Source organism: Halanaerobium sp. MA284_MarDTE_T2 (assembly GCF_003337245.1).
Lineage (GTDB): Bacteria > Bacillota > Halanaerobiia > Halanaerobiales > Halanaerobiaceae > QPJE01.
Map to the genome: position 1 here is coordinate 24,194 of NZ_QPJE01000012.1, position 16,615 is coordinate 40,808.

General features: G+C 35.5%; 20 protein-coding genes and 1 riboswitch. All 20 genes read right to left on the reverse strand.

From position 1 onward, the window contains the following. Positions 1-3: 3 nt before the first annotated feature. The gene (locus DFR78_RS06945) at positions 4-210 is read right to left on the reverse strand and encodes a flagellar FlbD family protein (RefSeq protein WP_114458117.1); all 207 of its coding nucleotides are present in this window, start codon (positions 208-210) and stop codon (positions 4-6) included. 66 nt (positions 211-276) lie between these two features. After that, entirely contained in the window at positions 277-1,920 is a 1,644-nt protein-coding gene (locus tag DFR78_RS06950; protein WP_158531726.1) for a flagellar hook protein FlgE, read from the reverse strand. 156 nt (positions 1,921-2,076) lie between these two features. Next, positions 2,077-2,469 carry a TIGR02530 family flagellar biosynthesis protein gene (locus tag DFR78_RS06955; protein ID WP_114458119.1) on the reverse strand — a complete coding sequence of 131 codons (393 nt, stop codon included), beginning with the start codon at positions 2,467-2,469 and terminating at the stop codon, positions 2,077-2,079. A 3-nt stretch (positions 2,470-2,472) separates the two neighbouring features. Then, a complete protein-coding gene (locus tag DFR78_RS06960; RefSeq protein ID WP_114458120.1) occupies positions 2,473-2,919 on the reverse strand; it encodes a flagellar hook capping FlgD N-terminal domain-containing protein in 447 nt (148 codons plus the stop codon). Positions 2,920-2,931: 12 nt separating this feature from the next. Further along, positions 2,932-4,536 carry a flagellar hook-length control protein FliK gene (locus DFR78_RS06965; protein ID WP_114458121.1) on the reverse strand — a complete coding sequence of 535 codons (1,605 nt, stop codon included), beginning with the start codon at positions 4,534-4,536 and terminating at the stop codon, positions 2,932-2,934. A gap of 145 nt (positions 4,537-4,681) precedes the next feature. Then, positions 4,682-5,218 (reverse strand): MotE family protein, encoded by a 537-nt coding sequence (locus tag DFR78_RS06970; RefSeq protein WP_114458122.1) that lies wholly within the window; start codon positions 5,216-5,218, stop codon positions 4,682-4,684. 2 nt (positions 5,219-5,220) lie between these two features. Next, entirely contained in the window at positions 5,221-5,655 is a 435-nt protein-coding gene (locus DFR78_RS06975) for a flagellar FliJ family protein (RefSeq protein WP_114458123.1), read from the reverse strand. 11 nt (positions 5,656-5,666) lie between these two features. After that, positions 5,667-6,980 (reverse strand): flagellar protein export ATPase FliI, encoded by a 1,314-nt coding sequence (fliI, locus tag DFR78_RS06980; protein ID WP_114458124.1) that lies wholly within the window; start codon positions 6,978-6,980, stop codon positions 5,667-5,669. Further along, a complete protein-coding gene (locus DFR78_RS06985; protein WP_114458125.1) occupies positions 6,973-7,761 on the reverse strand; it encodes a FliH/SctL family protein in 789 nt (262 codons plus the stop codon). The genes fliI and DFR78_RS06985 overlap by 8 nt, the downstream gene beginning before the upstream one ends. After that, complete coding sequence (gene fliG / locus DFR78_RS06990; RefSeq protein WP_114458126.1) at positions 7,754-8,758, reverse strand: flagellar motor switch protein FliG; 1,005 nt, start codon at positions 8,756-8,758, stop codon at positions 7,754-7,756. Before fliG ends, DFR78_RS06985 begins: the two co-directional genes overlap by 8 nt. Before the next feature lie 21 nt (positions 8,759-8,779). Continuing rightward, entirely contained in the window at positions 8,780-10,330 is a 1,551-nt protein-coding gene (gene fliF / locus DFR78_RS06995; protein ID WP_114458127.1) for a flagellar basal-body MS-ring/collar protein FliF, read from the reverse strand. A gap of 74 nt (positions 10,331-10,404) precedes the next feature. Further along, positions 10,405-10,707: a flagellar hook-basal body complex protein FliE gene (gene fliE, locus DFR78_RS07000; protein WP_233487015.1), complete on the reverse strand. Its 303-nt coding sequence runs from the start codon at positions 10,705-10,707 to the stop codon at positions 10,405-10,407. Between the two features lie 11 nt (positions 10,708-10,718). Beyond that, a complete protein-coding gene (flgC, locus tag DFR78_RS07005) occupies positions 10,719-11,159 on the reverse strand; it encodes a flagellar basal body rod protein FlgC (protein WP_114458128.1) in 441 nt (146 codons plus the stop codon). A gap of 2 nt (positions 11,160-11,161) precedes the next feature. Continuing rightward, positions 11,162-11,584 carry a flagellar basal body rod protein FlgB gene (gene flgB / locus DFR78_RS07010; RefSeq protein WP_114458129.1) on the reverse strand — a complete coding sequence of 141 codons (423 nt, stop codon included), beginning with the start codon at positions 11,582-11,584 and terminating at the stop codon, positions 11,162-11,164. Between the two features lie 62 nt (positions 11,585-11,646). Beyond that, positions 11,647-11,725, reverse strand: a riboswitch (cyclic di-GMP riboswitch). Positions 11,726-11,845: 120 nt separating this feature from the next. Continuing rightward, a complete protein-coding gene (locus DFR78_RS07015) occupies positions 11,846-12,199 on the reverse strand; it encodes a response regulator (protein ID WP_114458130.1) in 354 nt (117 codons plus the stop codon). Positions 12,200-12,290: 91 nt separating this feature from the next. Continuing rightward, positions 12,291-12,785, reverse strand: a complete 495-nt coding sequence (locus DFR78_RS07020) for a chemotaxis protein CheD (RefSeq protein WP_233487016.1) — start codon at positions 12,783-12,785, stop codon at positions 12,291-12,293. Continuing rightward, positions 12,775-13,377 (reverse strand): chemotaxis protein CheC, encoded by a 603-nt coding sequence (locus DFR78_RS07025; RefSeq protein ID WP_114458131.1) that lies wholly within the window; start codon positions 13,375-13,377, stop codon positions 12,775-12,777. Before DFR78_RS07025 ends, DFR78_RS07020 begins: the two co-directional genes overlap by 11 nt. Beyond that, positions 13,378-13,887 carry a chemotaxis protein CheW gene (locus tag DFR78_RS07030; RefSeq protein WP_114458132.1) on the reverse strand — a complete coding sequence of 170 codons (510 nt, stop codon included), beginning with the start codon at positions 13,885-13,887 and terminating at the stop codon, positions 13,378-13,380. It lies immediately after the preceding gene. Positions 13,888-13,998: 111 nt separating this feature from the next. Then, the gene (locus DFR78_RS07035; RefSeq protein WP_158531727.1) at positions 13,999-16,050 is read right to left on the reverse strand and encodes a methyl-accepting chemotaxis protein; all 2,052 of its coding nucleotides are present in this window, start codon (positions 16,048-16,050) and stop codon (positions 13,999-14,001) included. A gap of 34 nt (positions 16,051-16,084) precedes the next feature. Further along, positions 16,085-16,555: a chemotaxis protein CheW gene (locus DFR78_RS07040; protein WP_114458134.1), complete on the reverse strand. Its 471-nt coding sequence runs from the start codon at positions 16,553-16,555 to the stop codon at positions 16,085-16,087. Positions 16,556-16,615 lie beyond the last annotated feature (60 nt).

The following is a 16,615-nucleotide window of genomic DNA, read 5'->3' on the forward strand; positions in this document are numbered from 1 at the left end:
AACCTATCTCTCCCCTGTTCTTGAAATTCCAGATAGTATCTTTCTCCGGTAAGCTATAACTTTTTCTATAATTTCATCAGATGTTTCTTTGACCAGTATTTTTTTACAGTTGGTTAAAGTAATTACTGTATCAGGTGTTTCCTGAATTTGTTCAATAAGATCGGAATTAAGTGTTACTTCTTCGCCATTTGTTTTCTCTACCTTAATCATCTTCCACTTCCTTTATTATCCTGCCAGACCTCAATACTGAAATGAGGTCTGACAGCTTAACTAAAATTACCTTTTTAGATTAACAAGTTCCTGCAGCATTTCATCAGATGTTGTTATCAGTTTTGAACTGGCCTGAAATCCTCTCTGAGCAGTTATCATATTAGTAAACTCCTGTGAAAGGTTAACATTGGACATCTCCAGTGTTGATGGGGCCAGAGACCCCGCGCCACCTTCTGAAGGACTAACTACCTCCGCATCACCAGAGTTAGCTGACTCGCTGAATACACCTTCCTGTCTGATAAGTCCGGCAGGATTCTGAAAATTGGCAAGGGCAATTCTTGCCTGTACCTGTGTCAGTCCATTACTGTAAGAACCAATTATATCTCCAGTCTCAGTAAATGAAAATGATTCTAAAGAACCTTTCGCATTTCCATTTATATTTTCAAAGTTTGCAGACATTTCACCTGCATACTGAGTTATTTTACTGAAATCCAGTTCTACTGTCTGATCTGCATCAGGACCTACTGGATGAAATGTAAAATCGAGTATTCCACCTGATTCAACCTTACCCTCTGGCCCAAATTTTATTTCATGGTAGGGGCCACCAATATCCTGACTGCTGGAACCATCAATTGAAATATCATTTTCATAAATTCTCCAGAGTCTGTTATCCACTTTTTTAAGAGTAAACTCAAGATTGTGTTTGTCTCCCAGACTGTCAAATACATCAACTGAGATACCTCTTTTTGCATTAAGTTTATAATCAAGGGTCAAATTGTTGTCTGCTGGTGCAGTAGAATCTGCAAAGAGTTTTACTGAATTTATACTGTCTCCAGATACAGGTGTATTTAAGACAACGGTTTCTCCACTTCCATTAATATCAACGGTCAAATTATTAGTAATGAAATCTATAGTATTACCTGAACCATCATCATCTGATACAAATGAAATTATGCTGCCATTACTATCCAGTTCTAACTGTCCAGTCATCTTCTCTGTAAAATTTGCAGTGCCACCAGAAAATGTGGTAGCTGCATTTTCAGCCTTTAAAGTAAAATTCCATGTATTAAATGAATTTTCATCTGGAGTTAATTCAAAAGAAAGAGAATCTTCATAACCTGAAGTAGTTAAGTCAAGTGTTAAATTATCAACCTTTAGTGTATTTTCTGCTGCTGCATCTATATTTTTGCTGTAAGATATTGAATCTGTTGCTTTTGCACCTATCTGGCTGTCAAGAGTAATTGCTTCCATATTATTTTTTCCCATATCTGTAGGTAGTTCCCCCTGATCTGCCTTCCATCCCTGTACAAGCAGTCCTGTGCTGGAAGAATAAAGGTTACCATTTCTATCAAAGTTAAAATTACCTGCTCTGGAAAACACATTTTTTTCTCCATCCTGAAGTATAAAGAATCCATCTCCCTGGATCGCAACATCAGATGATTTTCCAGTCGGCTGTAAGTTTCCAGATGACATATCTGCATCTATACTCCCCAGACCAACTCCCAATCCAACCTGCTGTGGATTTGTACCTGCACGGTTATCCTGTGGTGCAGATGCACCTTTTATTGTCTGATTTAACATCTCTTTAAATGTTACTCTACTGCTTTTAAAACCAATTGTATTTACATTGGAAATATTATTTCCAACCACATCCATCATCTGCTGATGGCTGTTTAACCCTGATACACCAGCATACATCGATCTCAACATATAATTTTCCTCCTTCAGTTTTATCGGAGTCCTGCTGTTTTCGACAGCGGGACAGAGCCTCCTGAAAAAGGTCCAGCTCATTCCGATTACAAATTAATTTCAATATTTTAGCTTTACTCTTTTCTTAGTTTTAACCTTCAACTTTTAATTTTTCTTCTATTTCATAATGACAGCACTATCAATATTTGTAAAAACATTTTCTTTCATGCTCTTTCCATCAACAGCTGTGACAACAGTATTATTTTCAACACTTACAATATAGGCTACATTATTTACCATTATTAGTGAATCTCTTGCACCTTTTGCTTTAGCTTTTTCAATACCGCTTGTCAGCTGATCCAAATCTTTTTCACTAACAGAAATAGAGCGGGAATCCAGCCTTTTTTGCGCATGTTTGGAAAAATTAATTTTATTTTTATCAGCAAGTTTTTCATTTAATAATTCTTTAAAAGATACATTTTTATCATTTTTCTGCTGATTTTTACGATTTATATTTTTATTCTGTTCAAGCGGCCTTATTGGCTGATTTATTTTTAATCTATTATCCATAATCTACACCTCTTCCTCAGAGCCACCTGCTTTACTGATAGCTGTAAGGTGATCCATTCTTATCTCAGAACCATTTTCCAGCACTACCCATATTTGTTCATCTTTAGATTTTACTCCATCCACTGTACCTTTTAATTCAACACCTTCTATCTCTGCAGTTATCTCCTTACCGATCAGATCTGCCTGACCTGCAAGCTGATTAACATTAAACTGCTGTTCTAACATACCGTATATTTTTTCCACCTTTTCTAGAGAGCTAAATTCGGCCATCTGAGAGATAAACTCTTTATCTTCCATCGGATCTAAAGGATCCTGATTTTGAAGCTGTGTGATTAAGATTTTAAAAAATGCATCCTGACCTAAACCATCATTTCCTGCCAGGCTTGCTCTTTCTGTTTCAATCTTATACTGAGAGTTCTGTACGGCTCCTACACCTGCTATATCTGACATTCAATCCCTCCTTTAAGCGAGCAGATTTAGTTTATCACTGGAAAAAGCTGCTCTATTTATCATTTTCAGATGTTTTAATACCACACTGTCACCGGCTGTATTAGATCTGTCATTTCTGCGGTGGACATAATACTGGCCCTGAAAAAACTTCCGCTGTTCATATTCCTGATTTTGGCCAGTTTCTCCATCACCAAAAGCTGTTTCCTGATCACTAAAAGCAAACTCATTCTGCCTTTCAACCTGCTGGGGAGAATTTTTTGCTATTTCCACTTTGAACTGTTCAATATTAATACCCTGTTTTACCAGATCGATTTTGAGCTGTTTTAGACTGTTTTCCAGCTGTGTCCTGACAAGTTCATTTTCCACTATCATTTTCCCCACCAGTTTTTCATTGTCATAGCCTAAACTAATATTAACTTTACCCAGTGAGCGGGGTTCCAGATGAATCTGCATTTCTTTTGTATCTGCAGAATATTCTCCGGTAAATTTTTCGACGATCTGTGTTTTAAGATCAGTATTCTCTGTCTGATTTAAATCTATATTATTTTCCGGCAGTGGAAAATTATCCACTTCTGGAGCTGTGCCTCTTGATTCTAGATCAAAGCTGAAAAAAAGATTATTATTCAGATCAAGAAAGTTCTTATCACTGCCGCTTTCTGTATTTCCTGCTGCAGATATTTTTCCCAGAGAAGAATTACTATCTAACGGAAAAGCCCCTTTTTGATCAGCAGTAAAATTATCTAATTTTATGTTTTTACTGTTTTTCTCATTTTGATCATCAAACAGCTGCTTTAATTGATCTGCCAGTTCTGCCGATACCGAATTGCTTTCAGCTAAACTGTCTGTAGGAGGTATATCTTGAATACTCATAGAATTTAACTTCTGCAGTAAAGGTAATTTACTATCCTCTCTTTTCAGCAGATCCTCCAGATTAGTAGAGTCAATTTTACCTTTATCAGAAAGTGAAATCAATTTATGGATCTTCGATTTCAGAGTTTCAGCATCTAAAATCTCAGCATAATTTTTATCAGAATTATTTAAAACCACCTCTGCAAAACTGTCCAGTTCATTTTTTAGTACAGACTGCTGCTTTTCTGTCAATGTTATCTTATTTTCTTCCAGCAATGACTCTATTTGTTTAAGACCCTTTATATCTAACACTTTATCATCTGAAGAATATTTTTTGTTAAACACACTAGTTTCCTGCATACAAACTGCACTATTTTCCTGCAGTAGAGATTTAATTTCTGATAAATTAGTACTGCTGTTCTCGATTTTAGAAAGCAAATTCTGCAGCACGATTTCCTGCTGTCTGTTCAGACTTCCACCTTGCAGTAAAGAAAAAAGTTCTGAAGCTGTTTTGTCACTATTTTTAGATAGTATCTTTTCCAGTTTATCCAAAAATTCCTGATTATTAATCAGTTTTTGGTTATTCAGTTTTTTATTTTTTTCATTATCAGGTGGGCTTTTCCCACTTCTGTCTGATTTTGCTTTATTAATTCCTTTTATGATATCAGCAAAACTTTTATCAGCATTTTGATAAGTTTTTTTCTTTTTCACTTCAGAAAAAGAACCAGGTTTCTGCTGAATCATATTTATCAGCACATGTTCTGTCATTTGTTCACCTCCTTTCACTGAGTCTTCATTATTATAACGCCAGGTCGACTCACTGAGCTTTTTTTAGTAATCGCATGGTCAGCTCAGTATTAACACATCGAGTGCGTCACAGTACTAGGGCATCGAGCCCGTCGCACTCAGCTATTTATTCTGATCCAATTATTTTTGACAGTTCTGCTGCCAATCCTTCCGGCAGTTCCTGAAGTATGGCGGCTGCCTGTTCTTCTTTTAAATTGGCAAGAACTTCTGCAGCAAATTCTCTATCCAGCTGCTGTATAACTGAGGCTGCTGCTGGAGCTTCCATTCTTCGATATATTTCAGTCAATTTATTTAATTTTTCTTCTTTAGTCTCTTGATCACTGCTCAATTTTTCGTTTCTTTTCTTTTCAGCTTCAAGAGCCAGCTCCGTTTCTTTGAGATTCTTTTTTAGTTCTTCTATCTCACCTTCAAGTGAAGCTATTTTTTCATCTTTCTGCTGAATTTCCGCACTAAACTTTTTATTTTTAGTTTTTTCAGCTTCAATATCTGCTTTTGTTATCATATATTGCTGTACAAATGGTATTCTATTCAGCAAATTAACTACTGATGCTTTAAAATTAATTATTTCCAGTGCATTTAATGACCAGATAAGCATTGCTGAAAGTATTATAAATAATATGAGAAAAAACAAAGCTTTTTTCATTTTTATCTCCCGCCTGACATAAATTGTCGTCCTATTTCATCCAGCTCTTTCTGCTCATCCAGCAAAAATTCTTTAATAAATTTTTCGGTTTCTTTTTCTTTCAGTTTTTCTAAAGTTTTTCTTTCTCTGCGTTTTTCCATTAATACATTAAGCTGTTTTTTTACCTCTGCTTCTTTTTCCCTTTTTTTGACAGATATTTTTTCTTCCAGTTCTCTCTGCTTTTTTAAGTATTTTCTGTAATCAATATTTAACCAGAGATCACTACCATTTTCTCGCAGGTGAGCAAAAATATTTTCTTTTTCAATTTTTATTTTTTCCAATTTTTTCTTTAAATCATTTAAATCTTTCTGCAGCAGCCTGTATCTGTCTTCTTCCATATCTTCCTGCCTGCTTTTTAGATTTAATATTTTTTCAAATTTAAAATTATATTTATACAAAAATTATCACCTTATTCTGCCGCAATATTTTTGAGGTGTTCCACAGTCTGTTCAAAATTTGTCTTTTCATTTATATTCTGAGTAAGAAAATTATTTATACTGTCAATCTTATCAATAGCTCTATCAACTTCTGCATTTGACCCATGTTCATATGCTCCAATATTAATTAAATCTTTTGATTGATTATATGTTGCCAGAAGTTTTTTAAATTTATCAGCGGCTTTTACATGTTCTTCATCAACAATATCCTTCATTATACGGCTGACACTGCTTAAAACATCTACTGCCGGATAGTGACTTGCTTCTGCCAGCTCTCTTGATAAAGAAATATGTCCATCAAGTATACCGCGAACAGTATCAGAAACCGGTTCATTGAAGTCATCACCTTCTACTAATACCGTATAAAGTGCTGTGATAGATCCTTTATCATTTGTTCCTGTTCTTTCCAGCAGTTTAGGCAGTTTTGCAAAAACAGAAGGTGGATAACCCCTTGTTGCAGGTGGTTCACCAATAGCCAGCCCTACTTCTCTTAAAGCCATTGCAACTCTTGTCACCGAATCCATCATCAGAAGAACATCTTCTCCCTGATTTCGAAAATATTCGGCTACAGCAGTTGCAATATTTGCTGCTTTAACCCGCACCAGTGCCGGCTGATCTGAAGTAGCAGCTATTACAATAGATCTTTTTAATCCTTCTTCACCCAAATCTTTTTCCAGAAAATCCTTTACCTCTCTCCCTCTTTCTCCTATAAGGCCAATTACATTGATATCGGCATTTGTGTTTCTAGCAGCCATTCCCAGTAAGGTACTTTTTCCGACACCACTGCCGGAAAATATACCAAGCCTTTGCCCTTTTCCACAGGTCAGCAGCCCATCAATACATTTTATTCCCAGTGAAAGAGGTTCTTTAATTCTTGATCTCTTCATAGGATCAGGTGGACGATTGTTAACATTGACTTCCTTAAGACCGGCTTTATTAGAATTGTCCTGACTTATGACCTGACCGGTTCCGTCAAGAACCTTCCCCAGCAGATTTTTGCCGACATGTACTTTAAGTCTTTCGTTTGTTGCAGTAACTTTGGCACCTGGTTTAATACCATCCATTTCCCCGATAGGCATCATTAAAACCTTATTATCATCAAAGCCAACTACTTCTGCTTTAAGATTCCCTTCCTCTGTTTCAATAAGACAGAGTTCACCTATGGAGGCTTCAGGACCGATAGATTCGATCACAAGACCTATTACTCTATTAATATGGCCAAAATTTCTGGTCATATTAATATTATTCAGCCTTTTTCCCAGATTTTCAAAATCAATATTAACCATTTACTTCAACCTCTTCTAGCAATTCTCTTTTTATAAGCATTAATTTTTCCTGCAGTCTGCCTTCTTTTCCGCCCAAATTTGTTTCAACAATACAGTCACCTCTGCTGAGATTATCATCACCAACAAATTTGAAGTTTTTATCTTTTAAGTTCCTGCCCAGCCTGTCTTCCTGAATATAGGGAAGAAAACCTGGATGAACTTTTATTATCATATCTTTATGGTTTTCACCAAGTTCGTTTAACATATCAGATATTATATTATTTATAATTTCATGTTCTTTTTCCAGTTTAACATCGATAATTATACCTGCTATCTTTACTGCCAGATTTATTACCGATCTCTTTAAATTATTTTTTTCGCGGGTAATTTCACTGCTGAAGCTGTCTGCAAGCTTCATTAGACTTTCAATTTCTTTTTTTATTTCCTGACGTCCTTCTTTAAGTCCCTGCTGATATCCTTTTTCTTTTTCTTCCTTTAATATTTTTCCTTTTTCTTCAATTATTTTATTTTTTTTCTTTTCGGCTTCAGTCAGTATTTCAGCGGCTTTAACCTCTGCTGCTTCAATTATCTCTTCAGCTCTATGTTCAGCATTTTCTTCTATTTTTTCTTCTTTACTTCTGGCAGTCTTATTATTTGCTGTTTTTTTTGTATTGTTTTCATTTTTGTCTGTATCTTTATTTTTATTTTTTTTTAACTTATTTTTATCTGCTTTCAGCACTTTTTTTTCATTATCTATTCTATATTTGCCTATCACCTGTGATGCTTTAATGATTTTAGACAATCACTTCACTCTCCCCACCGCGGGCAATAACAATTTCGCCGCTTTCTTCTAGTTCACGAATAATATTCACAATTCTCTGCTGTGCATCTTCTACTTCACGCAGTCTGACCGGACCCATAAATTCTATGTCTTCTGTCAGCATTTCAGCAGCTCTTTGCGACATGTTGCCAGTAATAATTTCTTCAACTTCATCACTTGCTGTTTTTAGGGCCAGAGCCAGATCATGTGTTTCCACCTGACGCAGTACAAGCTGTACAGCTCTGTCAGTAAGAAGAACAATATCTTCAAAGACAAACATCCTCTTTTTGATTTCCTCAACAAGCTCTGGATCATCTTCCTCCAGCTTATCAAGAATATTTTTTTCTGTTCCCCTGTCAACCTGATTTAAAACATCTACTATTGCTGAAATACCGCCAGCACTGGCATATTCATTTGCCATAACAGAAGATAACTTCTTTTCTAATACTGCCTCAACTTCCTTAATGATTTCCGGAGAAGTTCTATCCATGACTGCTATTCTTCTGGCTACTTCACTCTGTATATCCGGAGAAAGTGCAGACAAAACCTGTGAGGCCATGGAAGGACTTACATATGCGAGGATAAGTGCTATAGTTTGTGGATGTTCTCCCTGAATAAAGTTTAAAAGCTGTGAGGGATCGGATTTGCGTATTGAATCAAAAGGTCTTACCTGTAGTGTTGCTGTAAGGCGGTTTATGATTGCCTTAGTTTTTTCCTTTCCAAATGATTTTTCCAGTATTTTTTTCGCATAGTTTATTCCGCCAGAGTTAATATAATCATTGGCTTTTCTGAGCTGCAGAAATTCTTCCTGTATTTTCTGCTTTAGTTCGGGATTTATTTTATTTAAATTGGCTATTTCCAGAGTTAATTTTTCTACCTCGTCTTCATCCAGATGCTTAAAAATATTTGAAGAAACATCAGGACCAAGAGAAATTAGAAGAATAGCCGCCTTTTCTTTTCCTGTAAGTTTGTTGTTCATAACAGTTTAACCCCTTCTATACTATTCATCTACCAGCCAGCTGCGAATAAGTTTGGCAGCACCTTCTGGATCAGAATTAACCAATCTTTCAAGTTCTTTTTCAACCTGTTCTTTTTCTTTCTCTTCAGGACTTCTCTTGAGAAGATCCAGCTCTTCTTCCTCTTCTTCTACAGAGACATCAACACCTGAACCTGCTGGTGCTGTTTTTTGTTTTCTATATAAATAAATTATCAGAGCTGCTGCTATAACAAGTATTAAGATAATAAGTCCGGCATAAATATATGTCTGCCTTTGAGCTGCAGCTTCTTCTGCAGCACGTGCCTGAGCTGCCGCTTCTGCAAGAGAATTATCAAATTTTATTGCAGTTATATTAACTACATCTCCTCTTTCTCTATCATAACCAATAGCTGCCTGTACAGCATTTCTGATCTGTTCAATTGTTTCTTCATCTGCATCCTGATTAACCATTACTGAAACCGACAGCTTTTCAATTTCTCCAGGAGCATAAACATGTTTTTCGATTTTTTCATTTATTTCGTAATTTGTAATTATATTTTCCTTTTCATAGCTGCCCGCATTTTCACTATCTTCTGCCTGATACTGTGGAATATTGCTGTCTGTACCGGGTATACCTGCTGCTGGCCCGGCATTACTGCCTACATAAGATTCAGTATTGCTTTCCTGGCTGCGAACTACTCCATCCTCATCAACAACAGGGGAATATGTCTTGCTTTCTACCTGGCGTTGATCAAAATTAAGTTTTGCATAGACCTGAACTGTAAAATTACCTGGACCAAGCACCTTTGTCAGCATAGCCGCAAGATCATTTTTTAAAGATTTTTCAAAATTTTTCTGCAGGGTAAAGTTTTTGGGGTCAGATACCCAGCTGCTTCCATTTGTTTCTCCATCAATCGAAAGAAGGTTACCATTAGTATCAACAACAGTAACCTGAGATATGGGGAGGTCCTGAACACTGCTGGCCACAAGATTCTGAATCGAGGCAACCACCTCTGGACTCACGTTAAACCCTGGCTCCAGATCTATCAGCACTGAAGCTGTTGCTGATTTTTCTTCTGCAATAAACAGGCTCTGCTCTGGAGGTGTTATCTGAACACGAGAATAGCTGATGCCCGAAATTGATTGAATAGATCTGCTCAACTCCCCTCCAAGTGCCCTATAATAATTTACTTTTCGTTCGAATTCTGTTGTCCCAAACTGACTGCTGTCAAAAATTTCAAATCCCACAACTCCTTGATCAGGCAGTCCTGCTCCAGCAAGTTCTATCCTTAACTGATACAGCTGATCTTCTGGAACCAGAATTGTGGAGCCATTACCTGACAGTTTGTAATCTACCTGGTCTTCTTTTAATTTTTCGACAATGGCAGCAGTATCCCGTGTCGTAAGATTAGTATAAAGGGGTTTATAATTTGCTGTACTACCCCTTATTATTAGATAGCCGAAACCAGCTGCAAGGAGAATAGTACTTACAATTATTATGATTTTTATATTATTATTTAATTTTCCCCATACTTTGTTAAATTCTTCTCTATATTTATTAAAAAAATCGGCCATCTTAATACCTCTCTCAAAGAAAATTCATTAATATAAATTGCTGATTTTTCTGTAAAAATTAATATTAATATATATTATACCTGTATTCTCATAACTTCTTTATATGCTTCCACAATTTTATTCTGCACGGCTGTGGTTAAATTTAAAGCTATTTTAGCCTTTTCTCCAGCTATCATCACCTGATGAATATTATCTGTTTCACCGGCAGCAAATTTGGCTGTCATCTCTTCCGAATTTTTTTGAAGGTTGTTTACTTCCATAATTTTCTCTTTGAAAAGATTTTTAAAATCACTTTTTGTATTTTCTTTTTCCTTGTTTTCTAGAGAATAATGTTCAAAAATATCTGTTGCAGGGTTAATTCCCATTTTATCCAGCAATGTAATTCCTCCTATCTGCTGATATCCAGAGCACTTGCTGCCATGTTCTTGTAGTTAGAAATTGCCTGAACATTAGCTTCATAAGCTCTAGTTGCATCTATCATATTTATCATTTCTGTCATAATACTTATATTGGGAAGCCGCAAATAACCATCCTCATCTGCATCAGGGTGGTTGGGTCTGTATTCAATTTTAAAGGGGCTCTGGTCTTCTCTAATCTCTTTAACTTCTACACCTTTATCGTTAGCGTTATCATTTAGGACAGATAAGCCAGAACCAAAAACTGACATTTTATTTTGCAGCTTTTCCTGAAAAACAGCAACTTTTCGCCTGTATGGACCACCATCTTCTGTTCTGGTAGTTTCCACATTGGCTATATTCCCAGAAATTATATCCATTCTCAATCTCTGAGCAGTTAAACCAGATGCACTAATATCTATTCCACTAAACAAATCTAACTACCCCCTTTTTCTATAACCTGATTAAGTGTGGAGAATCTTGCAGCAGCTCTCCTTGTAAGAACATTATAATAAATGCTATTTTTCGCCATTTCTGCCACCTCTACATCTATATCTACATTATTTTTATCATTTCTGTAACTTCCATTTTTATTACTTTTTTCTAAAAAACTGCTTTTTTTAAAAGAATCATTATTTTTTACACCAGGAGCAGAAATATGATTTTTATCAGTGGTGTCCAATCGTAACCTGGTACCATTCTGACTTCCATTCATTTGTCTTTTCAGTACTTGCTGAAAATTAATATCCTGCCTTTTATATCCAGGAGTAGTTGCATTTGCAATATTATTTGCAATTAACTCACCACGTCTGGAGGCTCCATCTAAAGCAGCTGTTATTAATGAAATATAATCTGTCAAAAAACCACCTCCATATAAAAGAAAATTCTACAGCAGCATCAGCTATAGAATTAAAAAATAGCTTTTGCAGCCTGGCAGTCATTTTGTATTAGACCCATAGCTTTGCGTCACCGGTTTTCACCGATTTTGCCAAAAATAAATAAGATTAAAACGTAAAATAAAGTTATTTTATTAAAAAATAGCGTAATATGTAATTTTTACTCTAATAATAACTCTTCTTATTTATTATAATATTGGATATATAATCTCAAAATCCTCTTTTTATATTAATTTTTTTAAAGATTCCATAACCCTATCTTTTTTAAATGGTTTAACTATAAAGTCTTTTGCTCCCATTTCAATTGCCTGAATAACAATTTTCTGCTGTCCCATTGCACTGCAGACAACTATCTGTGCATCAGGATCAATATCCTGAATTGCTTTAATTGCTTCCAGACCATCCATAACAGGCATTGTTATATCCATAGTAACAATATCCGGCTCTAATTCCTGATATAGTTCTACAGCCTGTTTACCGTTTTCTGCTTCACCTACAACTTCAAATTCATCTTTTAATATATTTTTTAAATTCAAGCGCATAAATGCTGCGTCGTCCACTACTAATACTCTTGGCATTTAATGATTACCTCCTCTGAGAATTATAGCCGCCATTATTTATTATAATAACAGATTATATTTTTATTTACAATGTCAAAATATAATTTTTTCAAATTATTAACAAATCCCGACTAAATGACTTTACTTCTACCTTTCCATCATCTAAATAAAAATACATAGATCTACCATAATCTTTCCCAACATCTTCCCCGATTATTTTGATATTTTCTTCTTTAAGTATATTTTTCACTGCTTCTACATTTCTGCGTCCAATCTGCATAACAGGATCTCCACCTTCAAACTTAAACATCCCAGCACCACCAACAATTTTTGCTGTCATCCTTCTTTTTGAAGCACCCATATCTTCTAGCTCACTAATCAGAAAAGGTATACCGGTGTCGGCATATTTAACAATTTTTTTCTGACCGGGATTTTCTGGCAGCATAATATGAATCAGACCGCCTATCTTTCTAAAACTGTCATAAAGAGCAATCCCTACACATGAACCAAGACCCAGTGTGGCAAGCAGCAGGCCCTGTTCTCCTACTGCATAATCTGCCATTTTAACGATAATTTTCTCTGCTGTCTGCTGATTAATCAACACTATCAGCCCCCAGCCGCTCAAAAAGAATATCCAGCGAATCTTTTTCGGGAATAAAGAAATAAAATATCTCTAACTTTTCATCTCCTGCAATAAATTCCGTTTCCAAAAGAAGAATATAATCTTCTGTCTGGCTGTAATCAATTACAGAAGAGCTCAGCACAGCTGCAGCCATATCAAAAGCCAGAGCTGGTACAGATTGATTTAAATTTAGATCTGTAAAATCATTTATTGCTCTAAGATAAGCTCCACTCAATATATTTCCCAATTCATTTAAAGCAGACATCTGCATCTTTTTTTCTGGAAGACTATCAGTGTTAAAAATAAGTTTCAACATTTTTTCCACATTTTGATTATCTATCACCAACAAAATTTTGCCTGAAATTTCACCTTCAAAATTTATCATTATACAGGCAATATAATCTTCTTCATCACCAGTAATACAGGGTAACTTCTCAATTGCAAGAATCTCAACTTTAGGTACAGTCATATTAATAGTATAACCTATCATTTCCGAAAAAGCTGTTGCTGCATTACCTGCTCCAATATTTGCTACTTCTTTTAGAATATCTTTTTTTTCTGGTTTTAAATCCATTTAATTCTCCTCCTGAACTTCCCGATCAACCTGATCAACTCTTTTTAAATCTTTTATTTCCTTTCTGCTCAAAATTTTTGCTAAATCCAGCAGAAGCAGCAGTTCATCTGAATCGGTTCTGCCTACTCCTTCAATATAATCACTATCAACATTTTTGCACAGCTCAGGCAGATTGACTATCTCTTCTCTAGTAAGACCTTTTATCTCTTTTACGTCATCAACCATCATCCCGGCAGTTATACCATCAAGTTCAACAATAATTATTTTTTTATTATTTTTATCTTCTTTTTTCTGATTAACATTAAGCCTGACATGCAGATCTATTACCGGTACAACAGAACCTCTTAAATTAATTATTCCCCTGATAAATTCAGGACTATCAGGAACAGATGTCAGATTTTTGCTGTCAAGAATCTCCCTGGTCTGAGTAATATTAACTCCAAATTTCCTGCTCCCCAGAAAAAATATAATATACTGCTGCTGACTTTCGGTAATTGTTTTTGCTTTCATTTTTTCACCCCCATCATATTAATCGTTACGTCAAATCTAAATTTTAGTAACTTCAGCACCCGAAAAATACAGTTAACTCCGTTTTAACTGTACCTGTAGAGGCTGATTTAATTAAAGTTTGAATTTATTAACTGCTTCTGTAAGATTTTCTGCCATCTCCGAAAGTTCTTCAGCACCTGAAACTATTTCTTCGGTAGCTGCAATCTGTTCTTCACTTGAGGCTGCTACTTCTTCTGCATTACCTGCAGCCTGCTGACTTACCATCATTACTTCTTCTACAGTTTTCTGAGTTTCTTTACCCTGTGCGGTCATTTCAGCTGTTTTTGTACTTATACTCTGAATATATTCATTAAGGTTTTTTACCGCACTGTTTATTTCTGTAAAGGAATTTTTGGAAATATTGATAGCCTCAACACTTTCTGTAACAGTTTTTTCGGTGCTGTTCATCTTACTGACAGTATTTTTTACATTTGACTGAATATCGGCAATTAATTTAACTATTTTTTCTGTTGCTTCAGAAGAATTTTCGGCAAGTTCTCTAATTTCATCTGCAACAACACTAAATCCTCTACCTGCTTCTCCCGCTCTAGCAGCCTCTATAGCTGCATTTAAAGCCAGCAGATTTGTCTGATCAGCAATACTTTTAATTATTTCTATAATTCCTCCAATTTCTTCAGAAAGTTTTCCCAGTTCATTTATCTGCCTGCTGACAGTTGTGGTATCATCTTTTACTCTTTCGATTTTACTGACAGATTTGTCTACAGCTTTATTACCTGACTCAACCTCAGAAACAACTGTATCCGCCTGATGGCTCATTTTATTAGTTTCTGAATTTACATCCTCAAAACTCTTTATAAGGCTGGTGACATTATTTTCAGCTGTTTCCAGCTGAGCAGACTGTTCCTGTGCTCCGGAAGCAACATCCTGAATTGCATTACCGACCTGTTCGGCAGATTTACCAACTTGATCACCTGAAGCAGTCAGTTCTTCACTAGAAGCAGAAACACTGCCTGCAATTGAAGCTATTTGAGAAATAATACCCCTCAAATTTTCTGCCATATTTTGCAGTGATTTTTCCATAACTCCGATTTCATCCTGAGTATGCTGTGTGAATTCAACAGTTAGATTGCCTCTGCCAAATTCCTCCACTTTTTTGGAAAGATCACTAACCGGTTTTGCAATTCTTCTGCCAATATAAACCATTATCAGTCCAGCAATAATTAAAGCAGCAATTGTAAGATAAATAAGATAATTTTTTAATTCTGTCACACCTGCCATAACTTCACTTTGTGGTGCTGCTGTTCCAAGCTTCCATCCATTGGCTAGGGTGGCAAAGCCATTATCAAGCACTTCACCTTTATCTTCTACAACAAAAAAGCCTTCACTATTCTGCTCTATTAATTCAGCTGTTTCTGTAAAACCGGAGTCAGCCATATTTGTTCCTCGTTCATAATTCGGATGAGCCAAAAAATTTCCATCACTGTTTAAAAGATAGGCAAATCCAGTTTCATAAGTTTCAATATTATTTACAATATTCTCCACAGCACTAAATTTAAGATCTATTCCAATAACTCCAACAAATTTATCATCTATAATTAGTGCCTTAGAGAACCTCACTATTTCTTCATCTATATCCTGCCATTGAAACGGATCTGTCCATAAAGCTTTCCCCCGCTGGCGGGGTTTATAGAACCACTCCATTTCCGAATTATTTTCTTGATATGCAGAAATATCAAGGGTTTCCTGCAGCTCATATTCTCCATCTCCATTTGAATCAGCAAAATATATGTCATTAGCTTTTCCCAGAAGTTCTGGATTGAAAAATATAAAAGCACCCAGCGAATCTTCAGTATTTTGTGCCATTTCTTTAATTATATTCTCTGTCTGATATTTATATGTATACATATATGCATTGGTATCCACCTGCTTCATATCAATTGTACTTCTTATTATCGAACCAATAGCATCTGTTTTAGCTTCCACATCTTTTAATCTTATATCAAGCTGATTGGCATATCTGCCGGAAATATTTATTAGTTTTGATTGAGATTCACGAGCAATATTTTCTGATGATTTTTCTATACTCATATACCCAATAACTGCTGTAGTGATTATTAAAATCACTATTACAGGTAGTACAATGCGGTAACTTAGTTTTTTCATATTCTTTTTCATCCCTTCAGCTTCCAGACTGTTTTTATGCAAAAATTGTCTTCTCAAGATCGAGTAAAATTAACAGCTGTTCTTCACTTCGAGCACAAACTCCAGTTAAATAATCCTGCTTCAGACCACCTTCAACATCGGGTGCAGGTGTAATTTTATCCAGATCAAGCCAGACTATTCCCTCAATTCTGTCGACCTGAAGTCCAAGCAGAACATCATTTACTTCTACTGTAATTATCCTGCTTTCACTTTCATCAAAAAGTGATTCATCTGTTTTTATCTCAAATCTTTTATGAAGATCAATTACAGGTACAATTATACCTCTTAAATTTATTACTCCAAGCACATGTTTTTCTGCATTTGGAACATTCGTTATCTGGGCTGATTTTATTATTTCTCGGGTATAATCTATCTCAATACCATATTCTTCCTGGCCAATATTGAATACAACATACTGCATCTGACCCTGTTTTTTTGTATTTTTTGCTTCTGTTAGAGAAACCATTTTTCCACCCCCACATTTTTATGTAATTTTAAATTTTGCAACCAATTCTTCCAGCTCTAC

Excerpts from the sequence above, each read along its gene's own strand:
- DFR78_RS07040 (WP_114458134.1), bottom strand. The coding sequence starts at position 16,555 with ATGGTTTCTCTAACAGAAGCAAAAAATACAAAAAAACAGGGTCAGATG.
- DFR78_RS06950 (WP_158531726.1), bottom strand. The coding sequence starts at position 1,920 with ATGTTGAGATCGATGTATGCTGGTGTATCAGGGTTAAACAGCCATCAG.
- DFR78_RS06960 (WP_114458120.1), bottom strand. The coding sequence starts at position 2,919 with ATGTCAGATATAGCAGGTGTAGGAGCCGTACAGAACTCTCAGTATAAG.
- DFR78_RS06945 (WP_114458117.1), bottom strand. The coding sequence starts at position 210 with ATGATTAAGGTAGAGAAAACAAATGGCGAAGAAGTAACACTTAATTCC.
- fliF (WP_114458127.1), bottom strand. The coding sequence starts at position 10,330 with ATGGCCGATTTTTTTAATAAATATAGAGAAGAATTTAACAAAGTATGG.
- DFR78_RS07025 (WP_114458131.1), bottom strand. The coding sequence starts at position 13,377 with ATGGATTTAAAACCAGAAAAAAAAGATATTCTAAAAGAAGTAGCAAAT.
- DFR78_RS07015 (WP_114458130.1), bottom strand. The coding sequence starts at position 12,199 with ATGCCAAGAGTATTAGTAGTGGACGACGCAGCATTTATGCGCTTGAAT.
- DFR78_RS06970 (WP_114458122.1), bottom strand. The coding sequence starts at position 5,218 with ATGAAAAAAGCTTTGTTTTTTCTCATATTATTTATAATACTTTCAGCA.
- fliI (WP_114458124.1), bottom strand. The coding sequence starts at position 6,980 with ATGGTTAATATTGATTTTGAAAATCTGGGAAAAAGGCTGAATAATATT.
- fliG (WP_114458126.1), bottom strand. The coding sequence starts at position 8,758 with ATGAACAACAAACTTACAGGAAAAGAAAAGGCGGCTATTCTTCTAATT.
- DFR78_RS06965 (WP_114458121.1), bottom strand. The coding sequence starts at position 4,536 with ATGACAGAACATGTGCTGATAAATATGATTCAGCAGAAACCTGGTTCT.
- DFR78_RS07035 (WP_158531727.1), bottom strand. The coding sequence starts at position 16,050 with ATGAAAAAACTAAGTTACCGCATTGTACTACCTGTAATAGTGATTTTA.
- DFR78_RS06955 (WP_114458119.1), bottom strand. The coding sequence starts at position 2,469 with ATGGATAATAGATTAAAAATAAATCAGCCAATAAGGCCGCTTGAACAG.
- DFR78_RS07030 (WP_114458132.1), bottom strand. The coding sequence starts at position 13,887 with ATGAAAGCAAAAACAATTACCGAAAGTCAGCAGCAGTATATTATATTT.